The sequence below is a fragment of the Acinetobacter sp. YH12201 genome (assembly GCF_013418145.1).
Lineage (GTDB): Bacteria > Pseudomonadota > Gammaproteobacteria > Pseudomonadales > Moraxellaceae > Acinetobacter.
The window spans coordinates 1-25,876 of the sequence record NZ_VPCP01000049.1 but is presented as its reverse complement, the minus strand read 5'-3'; the positions used below and the strand labels follow the sequence as shown (position 1 = coordinate 25,876).

Genomic DNA, 25,876 nt, shown 5'->3' with positions numbered 1-25,876 from the left:
GATCCAGCAACATCCAGTGCTTGAATCCAAAGGTATTCTAAAAGATGAAACCATTCAGCTGAATAGCGCACATGCCCTAAAAAGAAAAGCCCCAGTGTTAAGAAGAATTGAATATAGAGATCAGCAAAGTGGCAAGCACTTTAGCTTTCTCAGCAATAACTTTCATTTAGCCGCCTCCACCATTGCGGCGATTTATAAAGATCGTTGGAAAGTTGAGCTGTTCTTTAAGGCGATTAAGCAGAATCTCAAATTAAAAGCGTTTCTAGGCCGCAGCAGGAACGCAATTCAGACACAAATCTGGATTGCGATGATCGCCTATTTATTGGTGAGTTTCGCTCAACATTTAGGGAAAACAGGTTGGACAGTTCAACGTTTACTCAGAATAATTCAAGTGAATTTGTTTGAAAGAAGAACTTTAAAAGCTTTATTTTCACCCGATAAAATACCCATAAAACAAGAGGAAGCTCAAATGAGCTTCCTCTTGTGAAAAATTGTGGGACAGCAATGGGCTTTCCCCTCTTTATCAAAGAGGGGTTAGGGGAGATTTCACAATTCCCAAACAAAGCCCGTTGTCAATCAACGGGCTTTGCACATACAATCACTACATATTTTTCGATCTTCCTTTTTTGCTTTGAAGAACAATACAGAGGACAACGCATGCATTTGGGCAAACGTTTAGCAGCAATTGTTTTAACTTGTGGTCTAAGTGCAGGCTTAGTGGGCTGTGGCTTTCATTTAAAAGGGACCAACCCGACAACTGCTCCTATGGCTTATTCTAAAATGAAATTGGCATTGCCGGATAATGCAGGACAATTGCATGAAAAACTTGCAATTTATTTGGGTGCAACAGGTATTCAGCTGAGCAATAGTCCCGATGCTTATGTATTGCGTGTACTAGATTACACCCCACAGCGTCACGAATTGAATGGCAAACTGGTGGAAACCCTACTGCGCTTAACCGTGACTTTCCGTATTGAAGATGCACAAGGTAATCCGGTTACTGAACCGCGTGCCATCATAGCTTCACGCAGCTATCAATATGATGTGGCTACGGTAAACACGGATGATCAGGAACAGAAGTACCTCAATCAAGTGATTGTTGATGATGTGGCACAGCAAATTGTGCGTCAGATTTCATCCAACCGTTTACCCAAAGTCGTGACCAAACCAGCGGCTTCTACGACCCAACCTTAAATATAGAAAATCGCGCTATGAAACTTGACTATCCCCAAGCACTCAAACGTGTTGATGAAGCTCGCGGTGCCTGGATTATGTATGGTCAGGAACCTCTGCTCGAACAAAATTTACTTGATGCTTTCCGGCAGAGTTGGCAAAAACAGGAAATTGAACGTCAGCGTTATGATATTGGCAATGTCAGTGACTGGAAAAATGTCTTTAATGCTTTAAACAGCCTGTCCTTGTTTTCCACACAACTGGCTATTGAAGTACATGGCAATATCAAGCCTGATGCCAATGGCATCAAGCAACTAAAAAGCTATATCCAGCATAATGAACAAAACCTGCTATTGGTGGTAATGCCGAAACAGGACAGCAGCAGCCTAAAATCCAGTTTTTTTCAGGTAGTGGATGCCAATGGCGTGACAGTGCCACTTGCAGCCAATTATCCGCAAGACCGGCAACGGATTTTAAGTATTGAAGCCGAAAAGCTGGGCATCAAACTGGCCCCTGATGCCTGGGCCTGGCTGGAACAGCACCACGAGCACAATCTGCTGGCTGCAAAAAACAGTCTCATGCGCGTCAGCGATACTTTTGCCGATGTGGAGATCATCCAGATTGATCATTTGTATTCATGTCTACAAGATCAATCGCGCTACACCACTTATGATTTAAATGATGCCCTGCTTGTAGGCAATCTGGCTCAGGCAATTAAAATTTTCCAGTATTTAATTGCCTCGGGTGAACCGATGAGCCTGATCTTGTGGAGCATCAGCAAAGAAATGCGTTTACTCATGCAACTTTTTGAACAGCCACACAATGCCTTACAGTTGGGCATCTGGAAAAATAAAGTTAGCCAATATCAACAAGCCTTAAGACGGCTCAATCCGAACTGTTTCCTGACTTGGCCATCCCTGTTGTTACGCATTGATGCTTCAATAAAAGGTTTAGGCAAAGAAAACCCCGAACATCTGGTTCTGCAAGCAATTAGCAGCATGTGTGGTCAAACCTTATTTTTATCGCCAAGCGCCTAACTAAAGAAACGTGAAAACCAGCTTTTGCCTTTTTTCTCTTCTTGTTTACGTAAATAGCTCAACATATTGTCTCGCACTGCATCGACATAATCCTGATCATCATGCTGAATATGGTTGATCAGCCACTTGGACAGCAGACGATATAAGTCTTTTTCAATGGATTCACCTTTTTCAAATTTCAGGCGGTAATCATTCAGACGTTTTACAAATAAGTCATGGATACCACGATGTGATGGTAAGTATTGATAACTGACTTGTTCCAGCAAATTTTCTTCAAAGCTAAAATGCGACTGGGTGTAGTCAATTAAATCCTCCAAAACCTCTTTAATTTTATCGCGCTGCCCCGTATTTTTCACCTGCTCCAAAGCATTAATATAATCCAAGATCTGACGATGCTGATTATCAATCACATCAATCCCAATATTATAGGTTTCATTCCATTCCATCACTTACCTCTTACAAATTTTCATATTAAAGTTATGATCTTTTTCGCATAATTATGGGGATTAATGCTCTTATTATTAAACCCATAATTATTTTATGGGTTTAATACTACAAACTTTTTTATTTAAATCTAGAGATAAAACAAAGATTTTTTAAATTATGTCTACCAGTTTGAAGTTCAGGAGGGTGAAGGTAAAAAAGAAATCAACATCTCCAGCACGAAAAAGCTATTTAAATAAAAATCATTAAATAAATTCATTATCATTCGACTAAAATCCAATGCATCTTGATACCACGGATTCAGTGAACGATATTCCACTTTCTCAGCAGCGTTTTGAAAAACTCAAGCATCAGGCTGAAAACCATCTTTTAGAAAATTGATGGAATCGAAATTTAATAAAATTTCTCTCCTCTATTCATTCATGCTAAAAGTTTTGTTAAAAAGGAATCAACTCTCTGTTTAGTAAATTTTCAAGAGAACTTCAAAAAGAAAATAATTCTCATTTGTTTTTAAAAAGTTCACGTTTTATCCTTATTTAGCTTTTATAATTGCTGCAATTTTCCTCATTTATTAGCTCACTATGCCAAAAATAAAACCGTCTAAAATAGTTGTCGCCATAGTCAGTATTCTTGTTATTGCGGTCACCGCCTGGTTCTTTTTAAAACCAAAAGAACAAGCGCCGCAATACATTAGTAGTGAAGTCACGCGTGGTGATATTGAAGACTCTGTACTTGCAACCGGTGTACTTGAAGCCACCAAAATGGTCAGCGTCGGGGCGCAGGTTTCAGGTCAGGTGAAAAAAATGTATGTGCAATTGGGTGACCAGGTCAAACAAGGTCAATTAATTGCGCAAATTGATTCGATTCGTCAGGAAAATGACCTGAAAACGGCTGAAGCAAGCATTAAAAACCAGCAGGCTCAACTGGCAGTCAAACAGGCAAACTTGGCGAAAGTTCAAGCTGAATATCAACGCCAGCAAGCCATGTATGCGCAAGATGCAACTTCTCGTGCAGAACTTGAGGCTGCATTGGCCAGCTATAAAACTGCCCAAGCGGAAATTTTGGCCATTAATGCCCAGATTGAACAGTCACGCTTAACCCTGGCAACAGCGAAAGAAGACTTGGGCTACACCCGGATTGTTGCACCTATGGATGGCACCATCGTGGCAATTGTGACTGAAGAAGGTCAAACCGTTAACGCCAATCAAAGTGCACCGACCATTGTCAAACTGGCCAAGCTCGACAACATGACGATTAAAGCTGAAATTTCTGAAGCTGATGTGATGAAAGTTGAAGAAGGTCAAACCGTGTATTTCACCACCTTGGGCAATAGCGATAAAAAACATTATGCCAAACTACGCCAGGTAGAACCGGCACCGAACTCTATCAATACGGAAAGCAATAACTCATCCACTTCGTCTTCAAGCACGGCGGTGTATTACAACGCCCTGTTTGATGTACCCAATGAAGATGGCAAACTGCGTATTGATATGACTGCGCAAGTCTATATAGTCTTGGCTGAAGCAAAAAATGTATTGACTGTACCTGCAGCAGCTTTGCAAAGTTCAAATCGCCCTCAAGGCAAGCGTGCTGATCGTAATACGGACCAGGCAAAACAACAAAATCCGACTGATCATGATCAAGCGCAAACTGACCGCCCTAAACGCTTGCAACTGTCTGCGGAAGAAAAATCACTGATTGAACAAGGCAAGGCTTCCATGTCGATGGTTCGTGTAGTGCAGGCTGACGGTACTGCAAAACCGCAACCTGTCTTGGTCGGCTTGAACAACCGTGTCACTGCTCAAGTGATTAAAGGCTTGAAACAAGGTGACCAAGTGGTGATTGCAGATGCTTCCGATACATCAAATGATGCTGCCAAACGCAGTAACCGTGTAGGTGGTGGTGCCGGTCCAGTGAGAATGTAATGATGAGTCAAGATCAACAGCCTTTGCTCAAGGTCACAGATCTGACTCGTGAATTCCCCGCTGGGGAAAGCACCATTCAGATTTTAAAGGGCATTAATCTTGAGATTTACCCGGGAGAACTGGTCGCGATTGTCGGGCAGTCCGGTTCAGGTAAATCCACCCTGATGAATATTTTGGGATGTCTGGATCAACCCACCTCAGGTAGCTATCAGGTCAAAGGGCGTGAAACACGTCAATTGGAAGCAGATGAACTGGCACAATTGCGCCGTGAATATTTCGGTTTTATTTTCCAGCGTTATCACCTGTTGGGCGATTTAAGCGCGGCAGCTAACGTAGAAGTTCCGGCCATTTATGCAGGTGTCGATGCCTCTGCCCGTCAACAGCGCTCCACCCAGCTGCTCTCGGACCTAGGATTGGCTGAAAAGACCCAAAACCGCCCCAGTCAGCTTTCCGGTGGCCAGCAGCAGCGTGTTTCTATCGCACGTGCCTTGATGAACGGCGGTGACGTGATTCTGGCCGATGAACCGACCGGTGCACTGGATAAAAATAGTGGTATTGAGGTGATGCGTATTTTGCGCGAGCTGAATGCCAAAGGTCATACCATCATCCTCGTTACCCACGATCATAACGTTGCCAAAAATGCCTCGCGTATTATTGAAATTAGTGACGGTAACATTATTTCAGATAAACCGAATGTGCCTGAAGTTGCCACAGATGAAGTTTTAGAAAAACAGACCTTAGAACAAACTGCACAGAAAAAAACGTCTTCGTGGCGCTCTGCGGCGGACCGGCTAGGCGAAGCTTTCCACATGGCCTTACTGGCCATGAACGCCCACCGTATGCGGACCTTCCTGACCATGCTTGGGATCATTATCGGGATTGCATCGGTGGTATCCGTGGTCGCACTGGGTAATGGTTCACAAAAAAAGATTCTGGAAAATATCAGTAGCCTCGGCACCAATACCATTACCGTCTATCAAGGTCGTGGATTTGGGGATAACTCCAAAACTTCCCAGGCTAAAACCCTGGTTCCTGCCGATGCTGATGCCTTGGCCGAACAGCCGTATGTTGATGGGGTCAGTCCTTCTGTCACCAGCAACATCACCGCACGTTTTAAGGATACCGAAGCTTCTGCCACAGTGAATGGTGTCAGTGAAGACTTCTTTTATGTAAAAGGTATGAACTTTGCCTCAGGACAGCCTTTTGACAAAGAAGGCGTGACTGAACGTGCTCAGGACGTGGTGATTGATGACAATACCAAAAAGACGTTTTTTAGTGATGGTACCGACCCTGTCGGTCAGGTCATTCTGTTGGGCAGTGTTCCCAGTCGTATTATTGGCGTAGTTGAAGCACAAAAATCGATGATGGGTAATTCAGACAGCCTGAATGTTTACCTACCCTACTCCACAGTGATGAGCCGTATGTTAGGACAGGCGAATGTACGTAGCATCATTGTCCGGGTCAAAGATGAATACCCAAGTGCGGCAGCTGAAAATGCTATTTTAAATTTATTGGTACAACGTCACGGCGCACAGGATGTGTTTACCCAGAATGCAGACAGTATCCGTGAAACTATTCAGCAAACCACGCAAACCATGACCTTGTTGGTGTCTGCAATTGCAGTAATTTCCTTGATTGTCGGCGGTATTGGGGTTATGAACATCATGCTGGTCTCTGTAACTGAACGTACTCAGGAAATTGGCGTGCGTATGGCCGTCGGTGCACGGCAAAGTGACATCTTGCAGCAGTTCCTGATTGAGGCAGTACTGGTCTGTATTTTAGGCGGAATATTGGGGGTGCTTTTATCTTTAGGTATTGGACAGCTGTTTAGTCATTTTGCTGGCGGTACCTTCCAGATGGCTTATTCCACCACCTCTATTGTAGCGGCCTTTATCTGCTCAAGCATGATCGGGATTATCTTCGGCTTTATCCCTGCCCGTAATGCAGCACAGCTCAATCCTGTCGATGCACTTTCTCGCGAATAAGGATACCTAGAATGCAAATGAATTTTACCAAACTTATTGCTAGCCTTATTTTAACTGGATCATTGGTGGGTTGTGCTGCGGTGGTTAAAACACCGTACGAACAGCCTGCCGTGAATATTCCAGGCAGCTTCCAGAATAGCAAAGCACTCAGTCAGCAGGTGCATGCCGATGTCTATGCCGATCAATGGTGGACCTTGTTTGGTGATGCGCAGCTGAACCAGCTGGTCAATCAGGTTCTGGCCAGCAATCCCGATCTGGCTGTTGCAGGGATTAATTTGCAGCAGGCACGTTTACAGGCTGGTTTGACAAAAAACCAGCAAGGTCCACGGGTCAGCTCAAGTGTTTCCGCTGGACATACCGTTGATCTGAATTCCGGTGATGACGCTTCACGTGGCCTGTCTTTAAGTGGCGGCGTGAGTTATGAAATGGACCTGTTCGGAAAGCTGGCACGTCAAACCGAAGCCAGCAGATGGGAAGCTTTAGCGACTGAACAGGACTTGCAAGCTACTGCACAAAGTCTGGTGGCGACGACTGCCAATTTATACTGGCAGTTGGGTTACTTAAATGAACGCTATCAAATTGCCGGACAAAACCTAGCCAGTACGCAAAAAATCTTTGAGCTGGTGCGCAGCCAATATCGTGCCGGCGCGGTTTCCGGTCTGGACTTAACCTCAGCGGAACAATCGGTGCAAAGCCAAAAAGCGACCTTAAGTCAGATTGAACAGCAGAAAGTCGAAACCCGAACAGCATTAGCAGCGTTGATGCATCAACCTATACAGCAGCTCAATATTGCCGAACCGCAACGTTTACCGCGTATTGCCCTACCGGCTATTTCTGCAGGTTTACCAGCAGAGCTGTTGTCACGTCGTCCGGATTTACAAGCCAGTGAACTGCGTTTACGCAAGGCACTTGCCACTAAAGATGCCACCAAAGCCAGTTATTATCCTTCCATTAACCTGACCGGAAACCTGGGCTCTTCCAGCACATCTTTAACCAGTCTCTTGCAAAATCCGGTATTAACTTTGGGTGCCAATCTCAGCCTGCCTTTCCTGCAATATAACGACATGAAAAAAGATCTGGCGATCAGTAACCTAGATTATGAAAAAGCGATTGTCCAGTACCGTCAAAACCTGTATCAGGCCTTTGCAGATGTGGAAAATGCCCTGTCTGCCCGTACAGAATTAAACAAACAGGTGGCTCTGCAAGAGCGCAATGTACAGCTTGCAGAGAAAACCGAGCGTCTAACTGAAGTACGTTACCGCAATGGTGCCATTGCCTTGAAAAACCTGCTCGATGCGCAGGAAACCACTCGTAATGCCCGTTTGTCTTTGGTTCAAACCAAACAGAGCCAATACAATGCCTATGTCACCTTGATGCAGGCTTTAGGCGGCAGTCCAGTCAAACCGTTGCCTTAAGTTAAAAGTGAAATAAAAAAGATGCCATTTGGGCATCTTTTTTATTTCAGAAAAATTTCTGAGAAAATGTTCTATTTGGCTATTTTTAACTTTTTAAAAATTAAAAACTCGGGCGGTAATATTTATAGGTCAGGCCTTTTTCATTATAAACATCATAACTTCTTTGCTTAAAGTCAGATACCCATTGCTTGCCGTTAAATCCTGCAATATGTCCATACACATGCTTGCCGGTTCGATCAATAATATAAATATCACCTTCTTTCGGGGCATCGAACTTAGGATTAATTTCTCGATAACCAATTTTCATCAAGGTATTTCCCCAGTCTGCCGCAGCGACGGGATGACTTTGAAATCTTGCACCCGCCGACTCCAAAGCAAGTCTGATACTTTTGGCACATTTTTGTGAACTGCTGGTTGAAGAAACGGACTGCAAGAAATCGGTGAATTTACTGATATCAATTCGCTGGCCATTCTTTGCAAGCACATTCTTTTTAGCTATGGCCTGCCCAGTCTGAAATTCTGAAGATTTTTTCGAATTTTTACCCGATTGGGAACGAATTATGATGTTTGCCTGAACAGGAGCATGAACTGCACTCATGTTTACATTATGATCATAAACCATTCTTTACCAAACACTCCTAAGCCTGAAACTACCGGCTTTTCACTCATTTCGACGGCAAGATGGTAACCCCTAAAATGTGATTTTTCATATAACAAATGTAATTAAATATAAATAAATTACCGATAAGTGAGTTAACTGACTATTTTTTGTAGTTTTTTATCATCCAATACTGCTGATAAATTTATTTTATCCTCACTCCATCCACATTGCGCTGTCATTGAAATCCGGATTTTCAATTGATAAATTGCTGGGATTGAACAGAATAAATACACAATCTGGCATTTAGCAGATCGTGTATTGCTTTCTCCACACATGCTTTACTTCATTTAAGTGATGAACCCATGTTTTTATTCTTGGCTATTGGCAGGCCTATCAGATTTTTTATCAAGCCCGGGAAAAATACATTCAATAAAATGTAATCCATTTTCCTTCCCCCTATAACTTTTAATTAAACACCGTCAAGATTAGGCCCTAGTATTTATACCACTTTGCAAACACCAACAAAAAACATATAAATCATTTATTTATAAAAATTATCACCATATTTTAAACTTGCTTTCTCCCTCAATGGATACAGTTTCCTCCCCGGTAAAAAAAGGCTAATATGTGCCACAAGAAATTCACAATATTATGAGAGAGACATGCGTCAATATTTAGACCTTTTACAACATATCCTGGACAACGGTGGCGATAAAGGCGACCGCACGGGCACAGGTACACGTTCAGTATTCGGTCACCAAATGCGCTTTGATCTTTCTCAAGGTTTTCCTTTATTGACCACCAAAAAAGTGCATTTTCGTTCCATCGTGATTGAACTGTTGTGGTTTCTCAAAGGCGATACCAACGTTAAATATCTGCAAGACAACAAAGTTACGATTTGGGATGAATGGGCTACTGCAGAACAAACGGCGCGTTTTGGCCGTCCTGAAGGTGAATTGGGGCCGGTTTATGGTCATCAGTGGCGTAATTTTGGCGCAAGCAAAAAAGAAAATGGTTTATATGAACAGGATGGTTTTGACCAGATCACATGGCTGATCAACGAAATTAAAACCAATCCCAATTCACGCCGTTTAATTGTGTCAGGCTGGAATCCGAAAGAAGCGGGAACGGTTGCCCTGCCACCTTGCCATACCCTGTTCCAGTTTTTTGTACAAGATGGCAAACTATCCTGCCAGCTTTATCAACGTAGTGCCGACGTGTTTCTAGGCGTTCCATTTAATATCGCCAGCTATGCCCTGCTCACGCACATGATTGCGCAAGTTTGCGGTTTAGATGTTGGTGACTTTGTCTGGACCGGTGGCGACACCCACTTATATGTAAACCATTTTGAACAGGCTCAATTACAACTTAGCCGTGAACCTTTGCCGCTTTGCCAATTGAAACTGAATCCAGAAATTAAAGATATCTTCGCGTTTAAATTTGAAGATATTGAAATTGTCGGCTATGAATCACATCCCGGCATTAAAGCGCCAGTAGCGGTTTAATTTTTTCTCATTCATCATTCCACTTAAATTCCTAATCCCCCTAATTCCCCCTTTAAAAAAAAAGGGGGAATTGAATAAAAAAATCCGGGAATATAATCAGATAAGGCGAACTTTATGACCTTCCAAAATTTAGAAGTTGTGCATGTTGTGGCCATGGATCAACAGCGCTGCATTGGCAAAAATAATGATCTGCCTTGGCACATTTCAGCTGACCTCAAACACTTTAAGGAAATCACTCAAGGCGGTGTGGTGGTCATGGGACGCAAGACCTTAGAGTCTATGGGCCGCACTTTGCCAAAACGGGTCAACTGGGTCATTACCCGTGACAGCAACTGGTCATTTGAAGGCACCAAAGTGGCCTACTCGATTGAAAATGCCTTGGCTCAAGCCGTTACCGATGTGCAAGCATCAGAAAAACCTGAATCAATCTTTGTGATTGGCGGCGGTGAAATCTTTAAACAGACCATGAACATTGCCGACCGTTTAGAGCTGACCCATGTTGAACTGGACGTTCAAGGCGATGCCTACTATCCGGAAATTCCAGCTGAATTTAAAAAGGTCGCCTCAGAACAACATATTGACGACAAAACCGGGATTGCTTTTGAGTTCGCAACTTACCGAAAATAAAGGCAATAATTATAGATAACAGTCAAATATGCATAATACTGGAACAAGAGAATTTATTCTTGCCTTGGGCATGGTGCTACTCCACACTGCGTTCGGTCTGTTCGTTATTATGTCCTCTATTTGGCTATGTCTGGCCTTATGGTTTCAGCAACCCTTTGGCGGCTTAGTCACACGATTACTGATCGGCATCTGGATCGCTTTTGCCTTAAGCATACTCGCCCTTTATATCACCCAATATGTTTTGAATCGTCAGACTGATGTACTGATCTATGTTCTGTTCTTTCTTGTCGGCTTACTCTGGTATTTTGGTCTGCAAGCCAGACAGGATCGTGAATGGAATCCGGAAGTTGCCCAAATACTGTCTTATGAGCAACAGGGCAATCTGGTTACACTGCACAATGTACGCAATTTTAACTGGCATGCGGATGGCAGTTATGATGAACGTTGGGAAACCCGGCAGTTTGATTTAAACCAGATTAACGGTGTAAATATCATTACATCGTACTGGATGGGACCACGCATTGCCCATACGCTGGTCAGTTTCGATTTTGCCAACAGCCCGCCGCTGACCTTTTCAATTGAAATTCGCAAACAGAAAAATGAAGAATTTTCCACGTATGGCGGTTTCTTCAGAAAATACGAACTCAGTCTGATCGCAGCAGATGAAAAGGATCTGATTTATACCCGCAGCAATATTCGTGCCGAACAGGTCTATTTTTTTCCAATTAATATGCCAAAAAGTGAAATACGTGCCCTGTTTGAAGAATATCTGCATAAAGCCAATGAATTAAAACATCAGCCAAAATGGTATAACAGCCTAACCAGTAACTGCACCACGCTGGTATTTGACATGGTACAGGCAATATCCAAAAGACCTTTCCCAACAAATTACCGCCTGCTGGCTTCAGGATATTTACCTAATTACCTCTGTGACTTGAATGCCATTTCCCATGACTTAAGCATGAAACAGTGGTATAAGATTGCCTACATTAACCCGCGCGTCAGCCAGTTAAAGAATATCCCCAGCACACAATATTCACGCCTGATTCGTCAGGGCATCCCAGTAGCAATAACAGACGAATCAGCTGAGTTTTAAAATTAAAAATATAAAAAACATCCATTTAATCCTAGTGAAAAGCCTGTTTTTTTGTTTATATAGACTCCAAGTTAAACCAAGAATGAGAACTCCAATATGTTAAAAAAAATATTTGCTGTTGGCATACTGGGCACTGCTATTGCTTTGACAGGTTGTGAAACCACACCAAGTGCATCTGCTACCATTGAAACTGCCAATTTAGTGCAACTGCAAAACCGTAGCTGGATTGCCACCCATATTGGCAATACCGCAATCAAGACAGCACCGACTGCACACAATATTCCAAGTTTACAATTTGATGCCATAACTAAACGTGTCAGCGGTGCCGATGGCTGCAATCGTATTATGGGCAGCTATGCAGCAGGTCGAGATACCCTGGTGCTCAGTCAAATGGCAGGGACTAAAATGGCCTGTCTGGACAATAACAATCCGTCTGAACAATTTAATGCAGCCTTGGCTAAAGTAGCCCACTATCAGGTTTTCGGGAAAACGCTTAAATTGCTTGATCGCTACGGCAACGTGCTGCTGCAATTTACCAGTCCGGTGCAACCACGTTAAACTGCTCAAATAAAAGCCTGAAAGCTCAGGCTTTTGTGTTTAAAATGTTTCAATACATTTTAGCTTCATAGAAAGCCTCTATATTAAAAACAATAAGCAAATACAGGATCAAACTATGCAACAGGCCTTATTCGGTGGTGGATGCTTCTGGTGTGTCGAAGCCGTTTTTTTACAGTTAAAAGGTGTGGAAAAAGTGGTCAGTGGTTATGCTGGTGGCCATACTGAACATCCGAGTTATGATGATATTTGCCGTGGCGATACCAACCATGCCGAAGTCATTCTGATTGATTATGATGAAACGCAAATAAGCTTCGTTCAGCTGTTAGATGTCTTTTTTACCACGCATGATCCAACGACCTTAAACCGTCAAGGTAATGACATCGGCACTCAATATCGTTCTGTGATTTATTATTTTAATGATGAACAGCAACAGCAGGCACAACACACAATTAATGCCCTGAAAGCAGAAGGTCTCAATATTGTGACTGAACTAAGCCCTGCACCGCAGTTCTACCCTGCCGAAGAATATCACCAGAATTTCTTTGCTCGCAATCCTGCGCAAGGCTATTGCAATTTCACCATCCCTCCGAAATTAATGAAATTGCGCAGCAAGTTTCAGGACCTGCTGAAACCGGAATAAGCGACTGTGTAGAAAATTCTAGCCATAAAAAAGCGACCTTAAAGGTCGCTTTTTTAAAGGATCAGATTAGTTATCAGTCGCAAAAGCAATATCGCTGAGCCCTGCTTCGCTCGCACGAGACATCACTTGTGCAACCGTATCATAACGTGATTCTTTATCTGCTTTCAAAATAATGGTTGGCTGATGCTGTTCCTGACCCGCTTGGTTAAATTTCGTCTGCAATTCATCAAGCGTGAGCACCTTGCCATTCCAGGCAACCTCTCCACTGGCATTAATACTGATGGTGACGTTTTTAGGCGGCAAATCCGTAATATCTGCTGTTGTTTTAGGTAAGGTTAATGGAATTGACGGGTTAGCAACGGTTGCTGTCACAAGGAAGATGATCATCAATACCAACATAATATCGATCAGTGGAATGAGGTTCATCTCATTCATACCTACATCGTTGTCTTCGCCCAATTGAAAGCCCATTAAGCCTGACCTCCCACCAGATTGTTTGCTGCTGCTTTAGTTTCTACCTGAGCTGCACTGTCCTGTTGCAACATGGTATCAATCAACAAACTGTGTGCCTGATCTTGTAACTCGTGTGACAAACTTCGATTGGCACGGGTACACATGTTATAAGCCAGTACCGCAGGAATCGCGACAGCCAAACCTAGACCGGTCATAATCAAGGCTTCACCAACAGGTGTCGCCACTTGTGCCAGACCTGCCTGACCACTCTTACCTACTGCAACCAGCGCGTGGAAAATACCCCAAACCGTACCAAACAAACCCACAAACGGTGCCAGTGAAGCAATGGTACCCAAAACTGCCACACCTTTTTCAGCATTGGATTTTTCAACTGAAATTTGACGCAACAACGCCTGTTCAGCGACCGCTTTACGTTGTTCAAAATTCAAAGCTGCAAATTTTGCTTTTAACTTGCTTAACGCTTGAGAAAGTTGAGCATAAGCTTGTTGCTTCAGTTGGCGAGTCCCCATTATACGTAAAATGAAGATGGTCCATGTCGCAATCGACATTGCCAATAACACGAAATACAGGGTTTTACTCACTGCATCAGCATGTTGCCAATAAACTGAAAAGTTCATACTCGAACTCCTAATAAATGTTAGCCGCGTGGATTCACTGTCAATTCCAATGGGAGGTTAGCCTTGATTGGATAAGCCACGCCATTTTCTTTGTACGGTTTGAATTTGGAACTACGCACTGAGCGTAAAATCTTTTCATCTAAAGCAGGAACACCGGTCGAACGTACCATACGCACTGAGGTAATTACCCCTTTTTCATTCGCTTCAATATACACCATGGCTGTACGCGTTTGCCCTTGCAGGTCGCTATTGCTATAGGATGGTTTAGGAGAACGACTCCATTGCACGCCTGAACCACCAATCGAAACATTTTTTGGTGATGGCAATGCAGGAGGCGCAACCGGTGCAGGCGGTGTAACTGGCGCAGGTGGAGGTGTCACCGGAACAGGTTTCACCACTTTGGTTTCAGAAATCGCGGTCGTTACTGTCGGTTTGGATGGTGCTTCCACCGGTTTGATCACGGGTTTCTGTGTTTCTGCTTTTTTAACTTGTTGAACCTTTTCTACCTTTTTCGGTGGGGGTGGAAGCTGTTTTTTTACAATTTCAACCTGTTTCACTTCTTTCGGTTTTGGGGGTTCCTTTTTCGGTTCCGCTTTAGGCTTTGGTGGTAGCGGTTTTGCTGGCTCTTGAATTTTTACAAAACGCACCTTTAACGGTTCTTTTTCAATCGGTTTCAGTTCCGGAGTTTTCATGTGCCCTACCGCCCACAACACGCCCATGTGACCCACCACCACCGCAAGCAAAGCAGTGATCATTTTCTTTTTCATTGGATTGGGAGTTTGCATCTTTAGAGCGGAGGATTGACTCATTAAAATCAGTTACCTAATTTAAGCGATTGTAGATCTATAAAGATTGCAGCAATCAGGCTCATCGGTTAGTACAATTAAAGCATGGTAATAATAAATGAGAAGTGTTTTCATTTGCAACTATTAAAATGCCCGTTTTGATGAGTTTTTTGAATCGAAAACGAAAAAGGCATGCCTAAAACATGCCTTTTAAACTGGTATTTTTAGCAATATTTATTGAAAAACAACTGTTTTGTTGCCATCCACAATAATACGGTCTTCCAGATACCATTTCACTGCACGAGCCAAAACATTACGTTCCACATCTTGTCCGAGTTCACGTAGTTGATCGACGGTAAAATCGTGATTTACTCGTTCTACATCTTGCTCAATGATCGGGCCCTGATCGAGGTCAGCAGTCACATAATGCGCTGTTGCACCAATCAGTTTCACCCCTTTATCATAGGCCTGTTTATACGGGTTCGCACCAACAAAGGCTGGCAAGAAAGAATGGTGGATGTTGATAATTTTCATTTCCCAGTTTTTAACAAACTCTTCATCCAGAATTTGCATATAACGCGCAAGAATCAGTAAATCGTTGCCCTGCATGATTTCATCAATTTTGGCATAGGCTTCACGTTTATTTTCTTTATTCACCGGCACCACTTCAAATGGAATACCAAAGTTTTCTACTGCTTCACGCAAGGTGTCATGGTTTGAAACCACTTTGGTAATTTCACATGGTAAACCGCCACGCGCATGACGCCATAACAGCTCAAGCAAGGCATGATCGACTTTAGAAACCAGAATCCCGACTTTTTTCACATCACTGACCAGTGCCAGACGCCAGTGCATGTCATAGCGTTCTGCCACATTGGTGGCAAAAGTCTGGGTTAAACTTTCTTTACGGCTTTGCAAATTTTCCAGTTCAAATTCAACACGCATGAAATAACGTCCGCCCTGAGCTTCAGTCGCGTATTGATCAAGTGCGGTAATATTTGCTCCCTGATGATACAAAAAGCTCGAAACAGCTTGCACGATACCTGGTTTATCTTCACAAGTAATCAGTAAACGTGCCGTGTTAGCAGTGGACATATTCATGTTGGTTAATATCACTAATCAGTTAAATTGAAAAACAAGCCGAGTATTCTAACGCTTTTTTTAGGCTTTCTAAATAGGCTAGCCTGCATCATGTTTTTTACTGGACGATAAACTTTCAAAAAGCTCTGAAGGGCCAAGCGTTTCAAGTAAATGTTCATAGGTTTGACGGCTTTCACCACGCAGGTAAGCCCCTTCCAGAAATACCATTTGACGTAATGCCTGCCAGACCCACTTTTCTTCCAGATGGTTCGAATCGGTAATATGACCTGACATATACAGGAAGTTGGTCCAGTTGGTCAAAACAATCCACAAGTTAATAATCAGGGCTTCAATTTCTGAGTCTGTCATTTCCATTAAGCCCGCATTCACGAAAGCTTTATAGATTTTTTGCCCCTGCTGCATCACCTGTCCGGCAAAGCGTGGATACATTTTTCTAAAATCTTCATTATTTTCAACCAAATGATAAACATCACGATGCAAAAAGCGATAGGCCCAAAGCTGGCTGCTCAGCACCTGAAAATAACGAATTTTATCGTTGGCATCAAGCGGACGATCATCAGGCAATGCCAGCATCTCCAGAGTTTCGCCTTGATACTGCTCCATTAACTCTTTGATGATTTCGTTTTTATTGCGAAAATGGTAATACAAATTACCCGGGCTCATATTTAGTTCAGCTGCAATATGATTGGTTGTTACCGAACGCTCACCGCGTTCATTAAATAACTGTAAACTGAGCTGTAAAATACGTTCTTTGGTTTTCACCGTTTTGGAGTGAGACATCCTAAAGTAACCATTCATTCAATAGGTTAGCGAACTAACACATAAAGTAACTTGACTATTTAGAGTTTTTACTCTAAAAATTAAATTAATCGCTTTTTATTCAATGGTAGCAGGTCATGAACAGTCAGACAAAAACAACTTCAATGACACCACATTCGTTTAATATTCAGCACTTACACGACGTACTAGAACAGCAAAAGCACGCTTACCTGCGTCATTCCTTTCCATCGGCAAAAGAGCGGATTGACCGTTTAGCACGCCTCAAGCGTATCTTAGTTAAATATCAAGATCAATTTGCTGAAGCAATTAATCAGGACTATGGTAACCGTTCTATTGGTGAAACCAAAATCGGTGAACTACTCACCTGCCTTGAACAGATCAGATATTATAGCAAGCATTTGACCGGCTGGATGAAACCTTCGAAGCGCCATGTTGGAATTATCCATCAGCCGGCAAAAGCATGGGTGCAATATCAACCCTTGGGTGTGATCGGGATTATTGCTCCATGGAACTACCCATTATTGTTGTCGGTTGGTCCACTGATTTGTGCAATTGCCGCCGGTAACCATGCCATGATCAAGATTTCTAGTGCCTCCAGCCATTTTGGTCGTGCCTTGGAAAAAGCATTAGGTGAAGCATTTCCGACCGAACTGGTTGCCGTGATTAATGGTGGCGGACCAGTTTCCGATGCTTTTAGCCATTTAGCCTTTGATAAAATTGTTTTTACCGGTTCAACCGAAATTGGTAAAACCGTCATGGCAGCAGCCGCAGCAAACCTGGTGCCGGTAATTTTAGAACTGGGCGGAAAATCACCGGTACTGGTTCATCCTTCTATTGATTTGCAAGATGTGGCACAGCGCCTGGCTGCAGGTAAACTGTGGAATTCAGGTCAAACCTGTGTGGCACCGGACTATATGTTCCTGCCTAAAGGTAAAACCGCCGAATTTGTTGAACATTTTAAAGCCTGTGTGGAAGAGATGTATCCAAGTATTGAATACAATCAGGATTACACCTCGATTATTAATGACAAACAATACAACCGCCTGCAGGGCTATCTGGAAGATGCCCGTACCCATGGCGCTAAAATTATTGAATTAAATCCGGCACATGAAGATTTAAGCAAGGTTCAAAAAATTGCGCCAACCGTCGTGACCGGTGTCACAACGGAAATGCGGATTATGAAAGAGGAAATTTTTGGTCCGATCCTTCCTATTCTCGAATATGATCAAATTGACGATGTGATTGACTTTATTAATAGCCGTCCTCGTCCACTTGCATTATACTATTTCGACTTTGATCAGGCGCGTGCCGACTATGTCGCACAGCATACTCATTCAGGGCATTTCGGACAGAATATGGTATTAACCCATGTAGCACAGGATGACTTACCTTTTGGTGGGGTCGGTGCTTCAGGTATGGGCAAATATCATGGTCCAGAAGGTTTCTTCAGTTTGTCGCATGAACGGTCAGTAATGTCTAATCCAAAGCTGTATAGCTTAAAATTCATTCTCCCACCGTTTAACAAGCCGATTCACAAACTAATTTCCAAGACCCTTCTTCGATAACTGATCAAGGCATGATCTATCACACATGATCATGCCGCGTTTTTCTTAAATTCGCTTGTCTTTTAAGCGTATTTTTGGTATAAAACGCCCCTTGAATGATTTCATCCGTTTACTTTTAATGACTAGCCGCACAATCGGTGCTGTCTAGCAATGGAGTTCACCATGTCTAAGGTTTGCCAAGTTACCGGCAAGCGTCCAGTCGTTGGAAACAATGTCTCGCACGCCAATAACAAAACCAAACGCCGGTTCGAGCCGAACCTGCATCACCACCGTTTCTGGTTAGAAAGCGAAAAACGTTTCGTACGTATTCGTTTAACCACTAAGGGTATGCGTATTATCGACAAATTGGGCATTGAAAAGGTTGTTGCTGATCTTCGTGCTCAAGGTCAAAAGATCTAAGGAGTCAGTACAATGCGTGATAAAATTCGCCTAGTTTCTTCAGCTGGTACAGGTTATTTCTATACTACGACTAAGAACAAACGTACTATGCCGGAAAAAATGGAAATCAAAAAATTTGATCCAAAAATCCGTCAACACGTAATCTTCAAAGAAGCTAAAATTAAATAATTTTGACTTCTTGAAAAAAGCGGCCCTTCCGGGTCGTTTTTTTTGCATTTTTTTTACCCGACTTGTTACACTTCTAGACATTCTTTTTTGGCATTTTTTGTGCTTATTCTTTTTTACCCTTAACTTTGGCTCAAGCTTAAGGAGTCTTTAGTGCCTCATGATGTAGATCTGATTATATTACTTGCCGTTGGCTTTGGACTGGCACTCATTTTTGGCTATATTGCTGCACGTATTCATCTTCCTCCCCTGATTGGCTATTTAGTTGCGGGTATTGTGATTAGCCCGAATACACCAGGCATTGTAGGCGATATTCATCTTGCCAACCAGCTGGCTGAACTTGGGGTCATGTTCCTGATGTTCGGGGTTGGCATGCATTTTTCCTTAACCGACCTGATGCAGGTACGCCGTATTGCCTTACCAGGTGCAGTTCTGCAAATTGCTGTAGCAACCTTACTTGGGATAGGCGTAACGATGATCTGGGGCTGGAGTTTTGGCTCGGCACTGGTGTTTGGTCTAAGCCTGTCCTGTGCCAGTACCGTGGTCCTCCTGAAAGCCTTGGGAGACCAAGGTCTGATCAACTCTGTAAACGGCAAGATTGCTGTGGGCTGGTTATTGGTTGAAGATCTGGTCATGGTACTGGTACTGGTCCTGCTCCCTGCCACTGCAGTTTTACTGGGTGGAACAGCCATTTCCGGCTCAGACCCAAATGCCAATATCTGGATGACTTTAGCTGTCACCCTATTGAAAGTAGCCGGCTTTATTGCCTTTATGCTGATTGTAGGTAAACGTCTGATACCCTGGATTATGCAGATCGTTGCACGTCTGGGATCGCGTGAACTGTTTACCTTGACCGTAGTGGCCGCTGCGGTTTCTATAGCCTTTGGTGCTTATAAGGTTTTTGGTGTGTCGATGGCACTGGGTGCTTTCTTCGCCGGGATGGTGGTGAAAGAGTCCGATTTCAGCCATCGTGCCGAAGAAGAAACTTTACCCTTACGTGAAATTTTCTCGATTTTATTCTTTGTGTCAGTAGGGATGCTGTTTGATCCCATGATTTTAGTGCAGCAGCCCTGGCATGTTCTGGCCGTGGTGGCGATTATTATGATTGGCAAGACCATCGCAGCAATGGCACTGGTACTGTTCTTCCGTTATCCAATTAACACCGCTTTAACAGTGGGTGCCAGCCTTGCACAAATTGGCGAGTTTTCTTTTATTTTGGCAACTTTAGGCGTTTCACTAAATCTATTGTCTTTAGAAGGACAAAACCTGATTTTAGCCGGCGCGCTTATCTCGATTACCCTAAATTCATTTGTGTTCTCTGCCATTGAACCGGTACAAAACTGGATTCGTGAACGCTCACATTTGGCCCGCTTGCTTGAACGTAGTGGTGACCCACTATCGATGTTGCCAGATGAAGTCTCACAAGAATACTTGCGTGATCAGGTGGTGATTGTTGGTCATGGTGAAGTCGGTCGTCGTATTACCAAAGCCTTAATGCAGCAAGAAATTAAAGTGGTAATTGCCGAGGAAAACCGTGAGATCGTTGAAAGCCTACGTGACAAAGGCATTGCGGCGGTATCCGGACACGCGACCGAAGCCGGGGTACTCATTCAGGCGCATATCCAGCATGCACGCCTGCTGGTACTGTCTCCAATGGATATTCTGGATATCCATAAAATTGTCGACATTGCCAAAACCTTGAATCCACAAATTCAGGTATTGGTATGTGCCGAAAGCAAGGAAGAAGCTGAAGTGATTCGCCGTGAAAATATTGGTCAGGTTTATTTTGCCAAAGAAGAAATGGCCATCAACATGACCAATCATATTTTAAATCAGATTCAGATTGCGCATCATCAAGCACCGACACACTAATCAGCAGCCCATAAAAAAGCGCACCAAAGTGCGCTTTTTAGGTTTAAACAAGTTTAGCTCAGATACTTCGGCTGTTCATCCATGACTTCAGCCTGCCATTCATTGACCTGCTTTTCCATCATGGCAAACAAAGCCGCCTGCATCATGTGCTGGGCAATTACTTGCGTTTGATCACCAAGTAACGCTTTGACCTGATCATTAAACTGAATCTTGACCAGCGGTTCTTTTTCAGAGCCTGCATTTCGCAATGCCAACTCACCACCTTCAAGTTGAACAAGTTCTAAAATCGCTTCTTGACTACCAAATAATTCTTTCAAATGTTCTATAGACATATATCCTCCATGTTCAACATGGTGGCAAAGGGCTGTTGCACTTTGCATTACTTAGACTATTTATATAAGGTCGATGACAGAAACTTCAAGAGTACCGGTGCTAAAGTTTAAAATTCAACCATCTCATTACGAAAACCGTCAATTAACTGGGTCAGGTCACGATGCCATTCACGAAGAATCTTGGTATCCGGCAGCCAGGCTTGAGGCGTTTGAGTCACTTTAATAATCAGGTTGGAAGAGGTTTCATCTTCAGGTTCTGGAGCACTCGGTTCCGGTGCATATTGACACATACGGTAGGCACGTTTTAGCTCGGCAATAAAACCCTGTTTCGCCAGCTGCTGCATCACAGTCACTTCAGGCGAAATCTGTCCTTTTTCTGCCATATGTTCTTCAATCGATTTCAAGGTCGGGGCAAAATCATTTAAACGGTAGTAACGAACCAGTTCCTGCAAAAATGCCAATACCGCACCATGCAAATGAAATACCGCCGCTTCACGATGTGCCTGAGCTTGCTGAATATGATCGGTTTGTTCTGCTTGTTGGCATGCAAGACGTGCAAAATACAGTTTCTGATTGGTACGATCGGCATGAAAGCGAGCAACACGAGACATGGTGATTTCCTAAGATTTGGCATGATTACACCGTTAAGATTAAACGGTCTTTCAGAAAAATTACAATAAAAATTGTGGAAGATTCATTTCAATGAGTGAGATATCGAGTGTCACTTCAATGATCATGGATGATTTCAGCCAGAAGAATTTACATCCTTCCAGATCAAGAGATGGGGATTCAATAGACCAATTCAACCTGATCAAAGCCTGGTTATTTTATCCATAAAAAAAGGAGCATGGCTCCTTTTAGTTTTTATTCCGCCGCTGGCTTGTCTTCAGCCTGCTTCACACGAATCCCCGCTCCATGCAAACGCAGGGTATTTAAGCCTTTAATCGCTTTCACCGCTTCACGGCCATGTGGCATTTCCACAAAAGCAAAACCCTTTGATTTACCTGTTGCAGCATCTAGAACCAAGGTGCATGACTCTACCGTGCCATATTGCTTAAACAATTCCAGCAATTCAGCTTCTGTCACTGTACGTTCTAAATTACGGACTAAAATTTTCATCTGATGACCTTTCAATAGGCTAAAAAAACCAAAAAGCACTCGCCTACTTACTTTTTGCACTTCAATATTGAGATAGTTTAATCGAGATCGATACCAAAATCTAAATTAATCGATTGCCGCTCAATTAAGGCACTTTTTACGGTTTGCTGACGCGGCTTGTAATGGGTCTCGGTCGTACACAGGTTGCGGGTCAGGTCATTCAGGAAATAGCTTTCAATTTTTCGTCCCTGTTCATCGACCTGATCCCGCGCCCAAAGATTCAGATTTTGCTTGGTTAAAATCAGTTCATTTTTGGCACGGGTTAAAGCCACATAGAGCACCCGGCGTTCTTCTTCCACTTCATCAAAATTGCCTTGCGCACGTGCGTGCGGATACTGTCCGGCAGAAACATTGGCCACATAACAAATTTTCTGTTCTGTGCCTTTGGCCGAATGGATGGTAATCAGCGTCACCACATCATCTTCAGACTGGCGTTCTATTTCACTGATCGAGACTGGATCGAGCACATATTCTTCCAGAAATTCACTCAGCTGATCATGTTTGGTGGCCAGCTGCTTGACCAGGTCAAAATCACCCATGCGTTTCGACCAGTCTTTCTTGGCGTAGTTTTCTTCCAGCTGTTCGAGCAGTGCTTCTATCCCCAAAGTGACACAAGCCTGCACCTGATCTTTTAATACCGACATCTGCTTCATGATCAGCAGCGTTTTCTCGGGAATGCGGCCAAATTTTTCCAGTTTGTCGAAAATCAGTTCTGGATTGTCCTGCTGCAATAATTGCTGCGCCAGCTTACTGGCTCCAACATCTCCCACGCCATTCCATAAGGTCAGAAAACGCATCCAGGCAATATCATCCAGCGGATTGGCAATCACCCGCAATAAACTAAGTAGGTCTTTGACATGTGCGGTTTCCAGCAGTTTCATGCCACCAATAAAACGGTACGGCACATTGGCCTGAATAAATGCCGCCTCAATGTGACGTGCGGCAAAACTGGAACGCACCAGTACCATATGATCATGCCACGGCGTGCCTTGCAGAAAATGCCGCTCTTTGATATCAATGGCAATCCATTTGGCTTCATCAAACTCGTTCGGGAAGATATGCAGTTTGGGTTTAATGCCCTCGCCACGATGTGCATCCAGACGTTTCTCATACTTGATTGGACTTTGATCAAGCAACCAGTTGGACAGATCTAAAATTTGCTGTGTAGAACGGTAATTCTGTTCCAGTTTAAAAATCTGTGCATCCGGTACGCGTTCTTTAAAATGGTGGATATTTTCAAAGTCTGCGCCACGAAAACCGTAAATCGACTGGGCATCATCCCCCACACAGAACAGGCTGACTTTATCTTTTAATGGTTCCAGCAAAGCCCATTGCAGCGGATTAGTATCCTGCATTTCATCCACCAGCATATGCTGGCAAATCGAGGCGACATAATCACTGAGACCTTCCGATTGAGCCAGTGCCGATGCCACAACTGCCAGAATATCGTCATAATCCAGAAAGCTGCGCGCACGTTTTCGTGCCTCATACTCTTTCATAATGTCAGCAATCTGATCTTTATATTCCAAAAATTCAGGATGCTGTTTCTCTAAAGCAATACTGAGTTTTTGTCGGGTATTGCGGGCAAAGGAATACAGATCACACAGCTCTTTCGGTTTTGGCAGTGCATTGGGATTTTTTTTATCATCCTTACCGCGAATTAAGCGGAACATCATCAACTGATCATCACGGTCGATAATCGAAAACTGTTCCAGACCAAAAGCTTTCGGAATACGGCGCAGCAGATACATACAAAAAGTATGAAAGGTGGATGCGCGTAAACCTTTGGCCTGCTCACCCAAAGCCAATTCGACACGTGCCACAATTTCACTAGCGGAACGGCGGGTAAAGGTCAAAATTTGAATTTGATTAGCTGGTACACCTTGATCAATCAGGTAAGCTGCACGAGCCACAATGGTTTTGGTTTTGCCACAGCCTGCCCCTGCAAGTACCAGACTATGCTTTGCCTCCGTGGTGGCAGCCTGTTTTTGTTGCGGGTTTAATTCATTAATCAGGGTGGCTAAACTCATGGTGTCTCATCGTGCTAGGGAGATGAATAGTTTAACAGAGGTTTTAGTAAAACCTGAGTAATACGCCTTGATTCATTTTTTTATTCCTTAAGCATTTTTTCAAAAACTGAATACTGTGTTTACTCAATCAAATGCCCATCGTTATTCCCTCTCCTTTTTAAGGAGAGGGTTAGGGAGAGGTTACTATTTAAAACTCCCCTCATCCTAGCCTTCTCCCTGAGGGAGAAGGAACTTCACAAATTTGATGATGTCTTAACTATTTAATATAAGTTCATTAAAATTATAGTTTCTTACATATTGCTCAACTGCTTCTTCCAAATACATTGAAGCATGCGCAATTGCATGTTCCATTGAAATTTCAGGAGGATTAATCCCGATAATTTGACTAAAACCCAAGTCATAAAGTTCATCAATACCATCGCCAACTAGACCCGCAAAAGCAATCACAGGCTTATTCAATCGCTTCGCGACCTGCGCCACCCCAAATGGTGTTTTGCCAAATTTAGTTTGAAAATCAATTTTGCCTTCACCCGTCAATACATAATCAGCCTGAGCAATTTTTTCTGTCAATTTGGTCTGTTCAATTACCAGCTCTACACCTGAACGAATCTTGGCACCTGCAAACACCATCAAACCAAAGCCTAGACCACCTGCTGCACCAGCCCCTGCGATATTTTGTTTGCTGATGTTTAATGCTGATTCAATCACATATGCAAAATGAGCAAGATTTCGGTCCAGTATTTTCACCATTTCAGCTGTCGCCCCTTTCTGCGAACCAAAAACAGCAGATGCACCATTTGCACCACATAAAGGATTGTTCACATCGCTGGCGATAACGATCTCAGTCTGTGCTAAACGGGCATCCAAACCGGAAAGATTGATACTTTGAATCTGATCGAGCTGACCACCGCCTAAAGCAACCGCTTGGCCTTGAGCATCCAGAAACTTGACGCCTAAGGCTTGTGCCATACCACTTCCGCCATCATTGGTGACACTGCCACCCAAACCAATAATGATTTTAGCGACGCCCAAGTCCAAAGCTGCTTTGATCATTTCTCCCGTACCCAAAGTGGAGGTGAATAAAGGATTGCGCTGGGCAGGTTCTAAAAGATGGATGCCATTGGCTTTGGCCATTTCGATAATGGCTGTTTTTCTCCCATCGACTAAACCGAAGTAGGTTTGGATTTTTTGCGAGGCAAAAGGACCACTGACTTCACATGCAATCTTCTGTCCATACAATGCTGTGATCAAAGCATCCAGCGTACCTTCACCACCATCTGCAATGGGCACCGAAATACACACCGCATCTGGATATACATTTTGAATGCCACGCTGCATCGCCTGACAGGCCTGTTCGGCGGTCATACTTTCTTTAAAGGAATCGGGGGCAAGCACAAAGGTTTTAGGCATAAGCAACAAAAAATGAAAGCAATAAATCTTTATACAATAAAAAATAGCGCTCTACGCCACTGCTGTCCCATAGTTTGCTTTAAATAAAAAAACCTGAGTCCTAACAGTTAAAATATGAGTGCAAACAAACACTTTAACGACCAGGATTCAGGTTTTGTCACATCAGAATACCGTATTTCATG

Annotated in this window: 27 protein-coding genes and 1 pseudogene; 16 read left to right on the top strand and 12 right to left on the bottom strand. The window is 43.3% G+C overall.

Annotated elements, in window-relative coordinates; all coding sequences use genetic code 11:
- From FTU91_RS10580 to holA, 3 genes and pseudogenes are all read left to right on the top strand, one after another.
- Positions 1-487: pseudogene (locus tag FTU91_RS10580) on the top strand (IS4-like element ISAbe18 family transposase); the annotation flags it as partial.
- Between the two features lie 170 nt (positions 488-657).
- Positions 658-1,194, top strand: a complete 537-nt coding sequence (lptE, locus tag FTU91_RS10575) for an LPS assembly lipoprotein LptE (RefSeq protein ID WP_180044036.1) — start codon at positions 658-660, stop codon at positions 1,192-1,194.
- A gap of 17 nt (positions 1,195-1,211) precedes the next feature.
- Positions 1,212-2,210: a DNA polymerase III subunit delta gene (holA, locus tag FTU91_RS10570; protein WP_180044034.1), complete on the top strand. Its 999-nt coding sequence runs from the start codon at positions 1,212-1,214 to the stop codon at positions 2,208-2,210.
- On the opposite strand, the gene FTU91_RS10565 is transcribed toward holA, so the two are convergent.
- The gene (locus tag FTU91_RS10565) at positions 2,207-2,656 is read right to left on the bottom strand and encodes a bacteriohemerythrin (RefSeq protein WP_166169211.1); all 450 of its coding nucleotides are present in this window, start codon (positions 2,654-2,656) and stop codon (positions 2,207-2,209) included. The two genes, holA and FTU91_RS10565, sit on opposite strands and share 4 nt — an antisense overlap.
- A 579-nt stretch (positions 2,657-3,235) precedes the next feature.
- On the opposite strand from FTU91_RS10565, the gene FTU91_RS10560 reads away from it, so the two are divergent.
- From FTU91_RS10560 to FTU91_RS10550, 3 genes are read left to right on the top strand one after another with little or no spacing between them, the layout of a single operon-like run.
- The gene (locus FTU91_RS10560) at positions 3,236-4,579 is read left to right on the top strand and encodes a MacA family efflux pump subunit (RefSeq protein ID WP_180082135.1); all 1,344 of its coding nucleotides are present in this window, start codon (positions 3,236-3,238) and stop codon (positions 4,577-4,579) included.
- A gap of 2 nt (positions 4,580-4,581) precedes the next feature.
- Entirely contained in the window at positions 4,582-6,564 is a 1,983-nt protein-coding gene (locus FTU91_RS10555) for a MacB family efflux pump subunit (protein ID WP_180082137.1), read from the top strand.
- Between the two features lie 11 nt (positions 6,565-6,575).
- Positions 6,576-7,979 carry an efflux transporter outer membrane subunit gene (locus FTU91_RS10550; RefSeq protein WP_180082134.1) on the top strand — a complete coding sequence of 468 codons (1,404 nt, stop codon included), beginning with the start codon at positions 6,576-6,578 and terminating at the stop codon, positions 7,977-7,979.
- A gap of 100 nt (positions 7,980-8,079) precedes the next feature.
- Here FTU91_RS10550 and FTU91_RS10545 read toward each other — a convergent pair whose 3' ends face one another.
- Entirely contained in the window at positions 8,080-8,601 is a 522-nt protein-coding gene (locus FTU91_RS10545; protein WP_180082133.1) for a CHAP domain-containing protein, read from the bottom strand.
- A gap of 641 nt (positions 8,602-9,242) precedes the next feature.
- Here FTU91_RS10545 and thyA point away from each other — a divergent pair.
- From thyA to msrA, 5 genes are all read left to right on the top strand, one after another.
- Positions 9,243-10,085 carry a thymidylate synthase gene (gene thyA / locus FTU91_RS10540; RefSeq protein WP_180082132.1) on the top strand — a complete coding sequence of 281 codons (843 nt, stop codon included), beginning with the start codon at positions 9,243-9,245 and terminating at the stop codon, positions 10,083-10,085.
- A gap of 114 nt (positions 10,086-10,199) precedes the next feature.
- Positions 10,200-10,712 (top strand): dihydrofolate reductase, encoded by a 513-nt coding sequence (locus FTU91_RS10535; protein ID WP_180082131.1) that lies wholly within the window; start codon positions 10,200-10,202, stop codon positions 10,710-10,712.
- A gap of 28 nt (positions 10,713-10,740) precedes the next feature.
- Positions 10,741-11,808, top strand: a complete 1,068-nt coding sequence (locus tag FTU91_RS10530; RefSeq protein WP_180082130.1) for a DUF4105 domain-containing protein — start codon at positions 10,741-10,743, stop codon at positions 11,806-11,808.
- Positions 11,809-11,904: 96 nt separating this feature from the next.
- Positions 11,905-12,366, top strand: coding sequence for an META domain-containing protein (locus FTU91_RS10525; RefSeq protein WP_180082129.1), 462 nt, complete (start codon positions 11,905-11,907; stop codon positions 12,364-12,366).
- Positions 12,367-12,481: 115 nt separating this feature from the next.
- Positions 12,482-13,006 (top strand): peptide-methionine (S)-S-oxide reductase MsrA, encoded by a 525-nt coding sequence (gene msrA, locus FTU91_RS10520; RefSeq protein ID WP_180082128.1) that lies wholly within the window; start codon positions 12,482-12,484, stop codon positions 13,004-13,006.
- 66 nt (positions 13,007-13,072) lie between these two features.
- On the opposite strand, the gene FTU91_RS10515 is transcribed toward msrA, so the two are convergent.
- From FTU91_RS10515 to FTU91_RS10495, 5 genes are all read right to left on the bottom strand, one after another.
- A complete protein-coding gene (locus tag FTU91_RS10515; RefSeq protein WP_180082127.1) occupies positions 13,073-13,477 on the bottom strand; it encodes a biopolymer transporter ExbD in 405 nt (134 codons plus the stop codon).
- Positions 13,477-14,097: a MotA/TolQ/ExbB proton channel family protein gene (locus FTU91_RS10510; protein WP_180082126.1), complete on the bottom strand. Its 621-nt coding sequence runs from the start codon at positions 14,095-14,097 to the stop codon at positions 13,477-13,479. The genes FTU91_RS10515 and FTU91_RS10510 overlap by 1 nt, the downstream gene beginning before the upstream one ends.
- Positions 14,098-14,117: 20 nt before the next feature.
- A complete protein-coding gene (locus tag FTU91_RS10505) occupies positions 14,118-14,906 on the bottom strand; it encodes an energy transducer TonB (protein ID WP_180082125.1) in 789 nt (262 codons plus the stop codon).
- A 210-nt stretch (positions 14,907-15,116) separates the two neighbouring features.
- Positions 15,117-15,983, bottom strand: coding sequence for a formyltetrahydrofolate deformylase (purU, locus tag FTU91_RS10500; RefSeq protein ID WP_180082124.1), 867 nt, complete (start codon positions 15,981-15,983; stop codon positions 15,117-15,119).
- A gap of 78 nt (positions 15,984-16,061) precedes the next feature.
- Positions 16,062-16,763, bottom strand: coding sequence for a TetR/AcrR family transcriptional regulator (locus FTU91_RS10495; RefSeq protein WP_086195336.1), 702 nt, complete (start codon positions 16,761-16,763; stop codon positions 16,062-16,064).
- Between the two features lie 116 nt (positions 16,764-16,879).
- Here FTU91_RS10495 and FTU91_RS10490 point away from each other — a divergent pair, with 116 nt between their 5' ends.
- The 4 genes from FTU91_RS10490 to FTU91_RS10475 all read left to right on the top strand — a co-directional run bounded on the left by FTU91_RS10490 (position 16,880) and on the right by FTU91_RS10475 (position 20,764).
- Complete coding sequence (locus FTU91_RS10490) at positions 16,880-18,328, top strand: coniferyl aldehyde dehydrogenase (protein ID WP_180082123.1); 1,449 nt, start codon at positions 16,880-16,882, stop codon at positions 18,326-18,328.
- Positions 18,329-18,490: 162 nt separating this feature from the next.
- Positions 18,491-18,727 (top strand): 50S ribosomal protein L28, encoded by a 237-nt coding sequence (gene rpmB / locus FTU91_RS10485; RefSeq protein ID WP_086195334.1) that lies wholly within the window; start codon positions 18,491-18,493, stop codon positions 18,725-18,727.
- A 12-nt stretch (positions 18,728-18,739) separates the two neighbouring features.
- A complete protein-coding gene (gene rpmG / locus FTU91_RS10480) occupies positions 18,740-18,895 on the top strand; it encodes a 50S ribosomal protein L33 (protein ID WP_001205031.1) in 156 nt (51 codons plus the stop codon).
- A gap of 150 nt (positions 18,896-19,045) precedes the next feature.
- Positions 19,046-20,764 (top strand): cation:proton antiporter, encoded by a 1,719-nt coding sequence (locus tag FTU91_RS10475; protein WP_180082122.1) that lies wholly within the window; start codon positions 19,046-19,048, stop codon positions 20,762-20,764.
- 53 nt (positions 20,765-20,817) lie between these two features.
- On the opposite strand, the gene FTU91_RS10470 is transcribed toward FTU91_RS10475, so the two are convergent.
- Positions 20,818-21,096, bottom strand: a complete 279-nt coding sequence (locus tag FTU91_RS10470) for a hypothetical protein (protein ID WP_180082121.1) — start codon at positions 21,094-21,096, stop codon at positions 20,818-20,820.
- A gap of 107 nt (positions 21,097-21,203) precedes the next feature.
- A complete protein-coding gene (locus FTU91_RS10465; RefSeq protein ID WP_086195331.1) occupies positions 21,204-21,707 on the bottom strand; it encodes a DUF6586 family protein in 504 nt (167 codons plus the stop codon).
- 91 nt (positions 21,708-21,798) lie between these two features.
- On the opposite strand from FTU91_RS10465, the gene FTU91_RS16605 reads away from it, so the two are divergent.
- On the top strand, positions 21,799-21,933 hold the full coding sequence (locus FTU91_RS16605; RefSeq protein WP_257221714.1) for a hypothetical protein: 135 nt from the start codon (positions 21,799-21,801) through the stop codon (positions 21,931-21,933).
- A gap of 27 nt (positions 21,934-21,960) precedes the next feature.
- Here FTU91_RS16605 and FTU91_RS10460 read toward each other — a convergent pair whose 3' ends face one another.
- The 3 genes from FTU91_RS10460 to FTU91_RS10450 all read right to left on the bottom strand — a co-directional run bounded on the left by FTU91_RS10460 (position 21,961) and on the right by FTU91_RS10450 (position 25,694).
- A complete protein-coding gene (locus FTU91_RS10460; protein ID WP_180082120.1) occupies positions 21,961-22,215 on the bottom strand; it encodes an RNA-binding protein in 255 nt (84 codons plus the stop codon).
- A gap of 77 nt (positions 22,216-22,292) precedes the next feature.
- Entirely contained in the window at positions 22,293-24,284 is a 1,992-nt protein-coding gene (locus tag FTU91_RS10455; protein WP_180082119.1) for an ATP-dependent helicase, read from the bottom strand.
- A gap of 252 nt (positions 24,285-24,536) precedes the next feature.
- Positions 24,537-25,694 carry a glycerate kinase gene (locus tag FTU91_RS10450; RefSeq protein WP_180082118.1) on the bottom strand — a complete coding sequence of 386 codons (1,158 nt, stop codon included), beginning with the start codon at positions 25,692-25,694 and terminating at the stop codon, positions 24,537-24,539.
- Between the last annotated feature and the right edge of the window lie 182 nt (positions 25,695-25,876).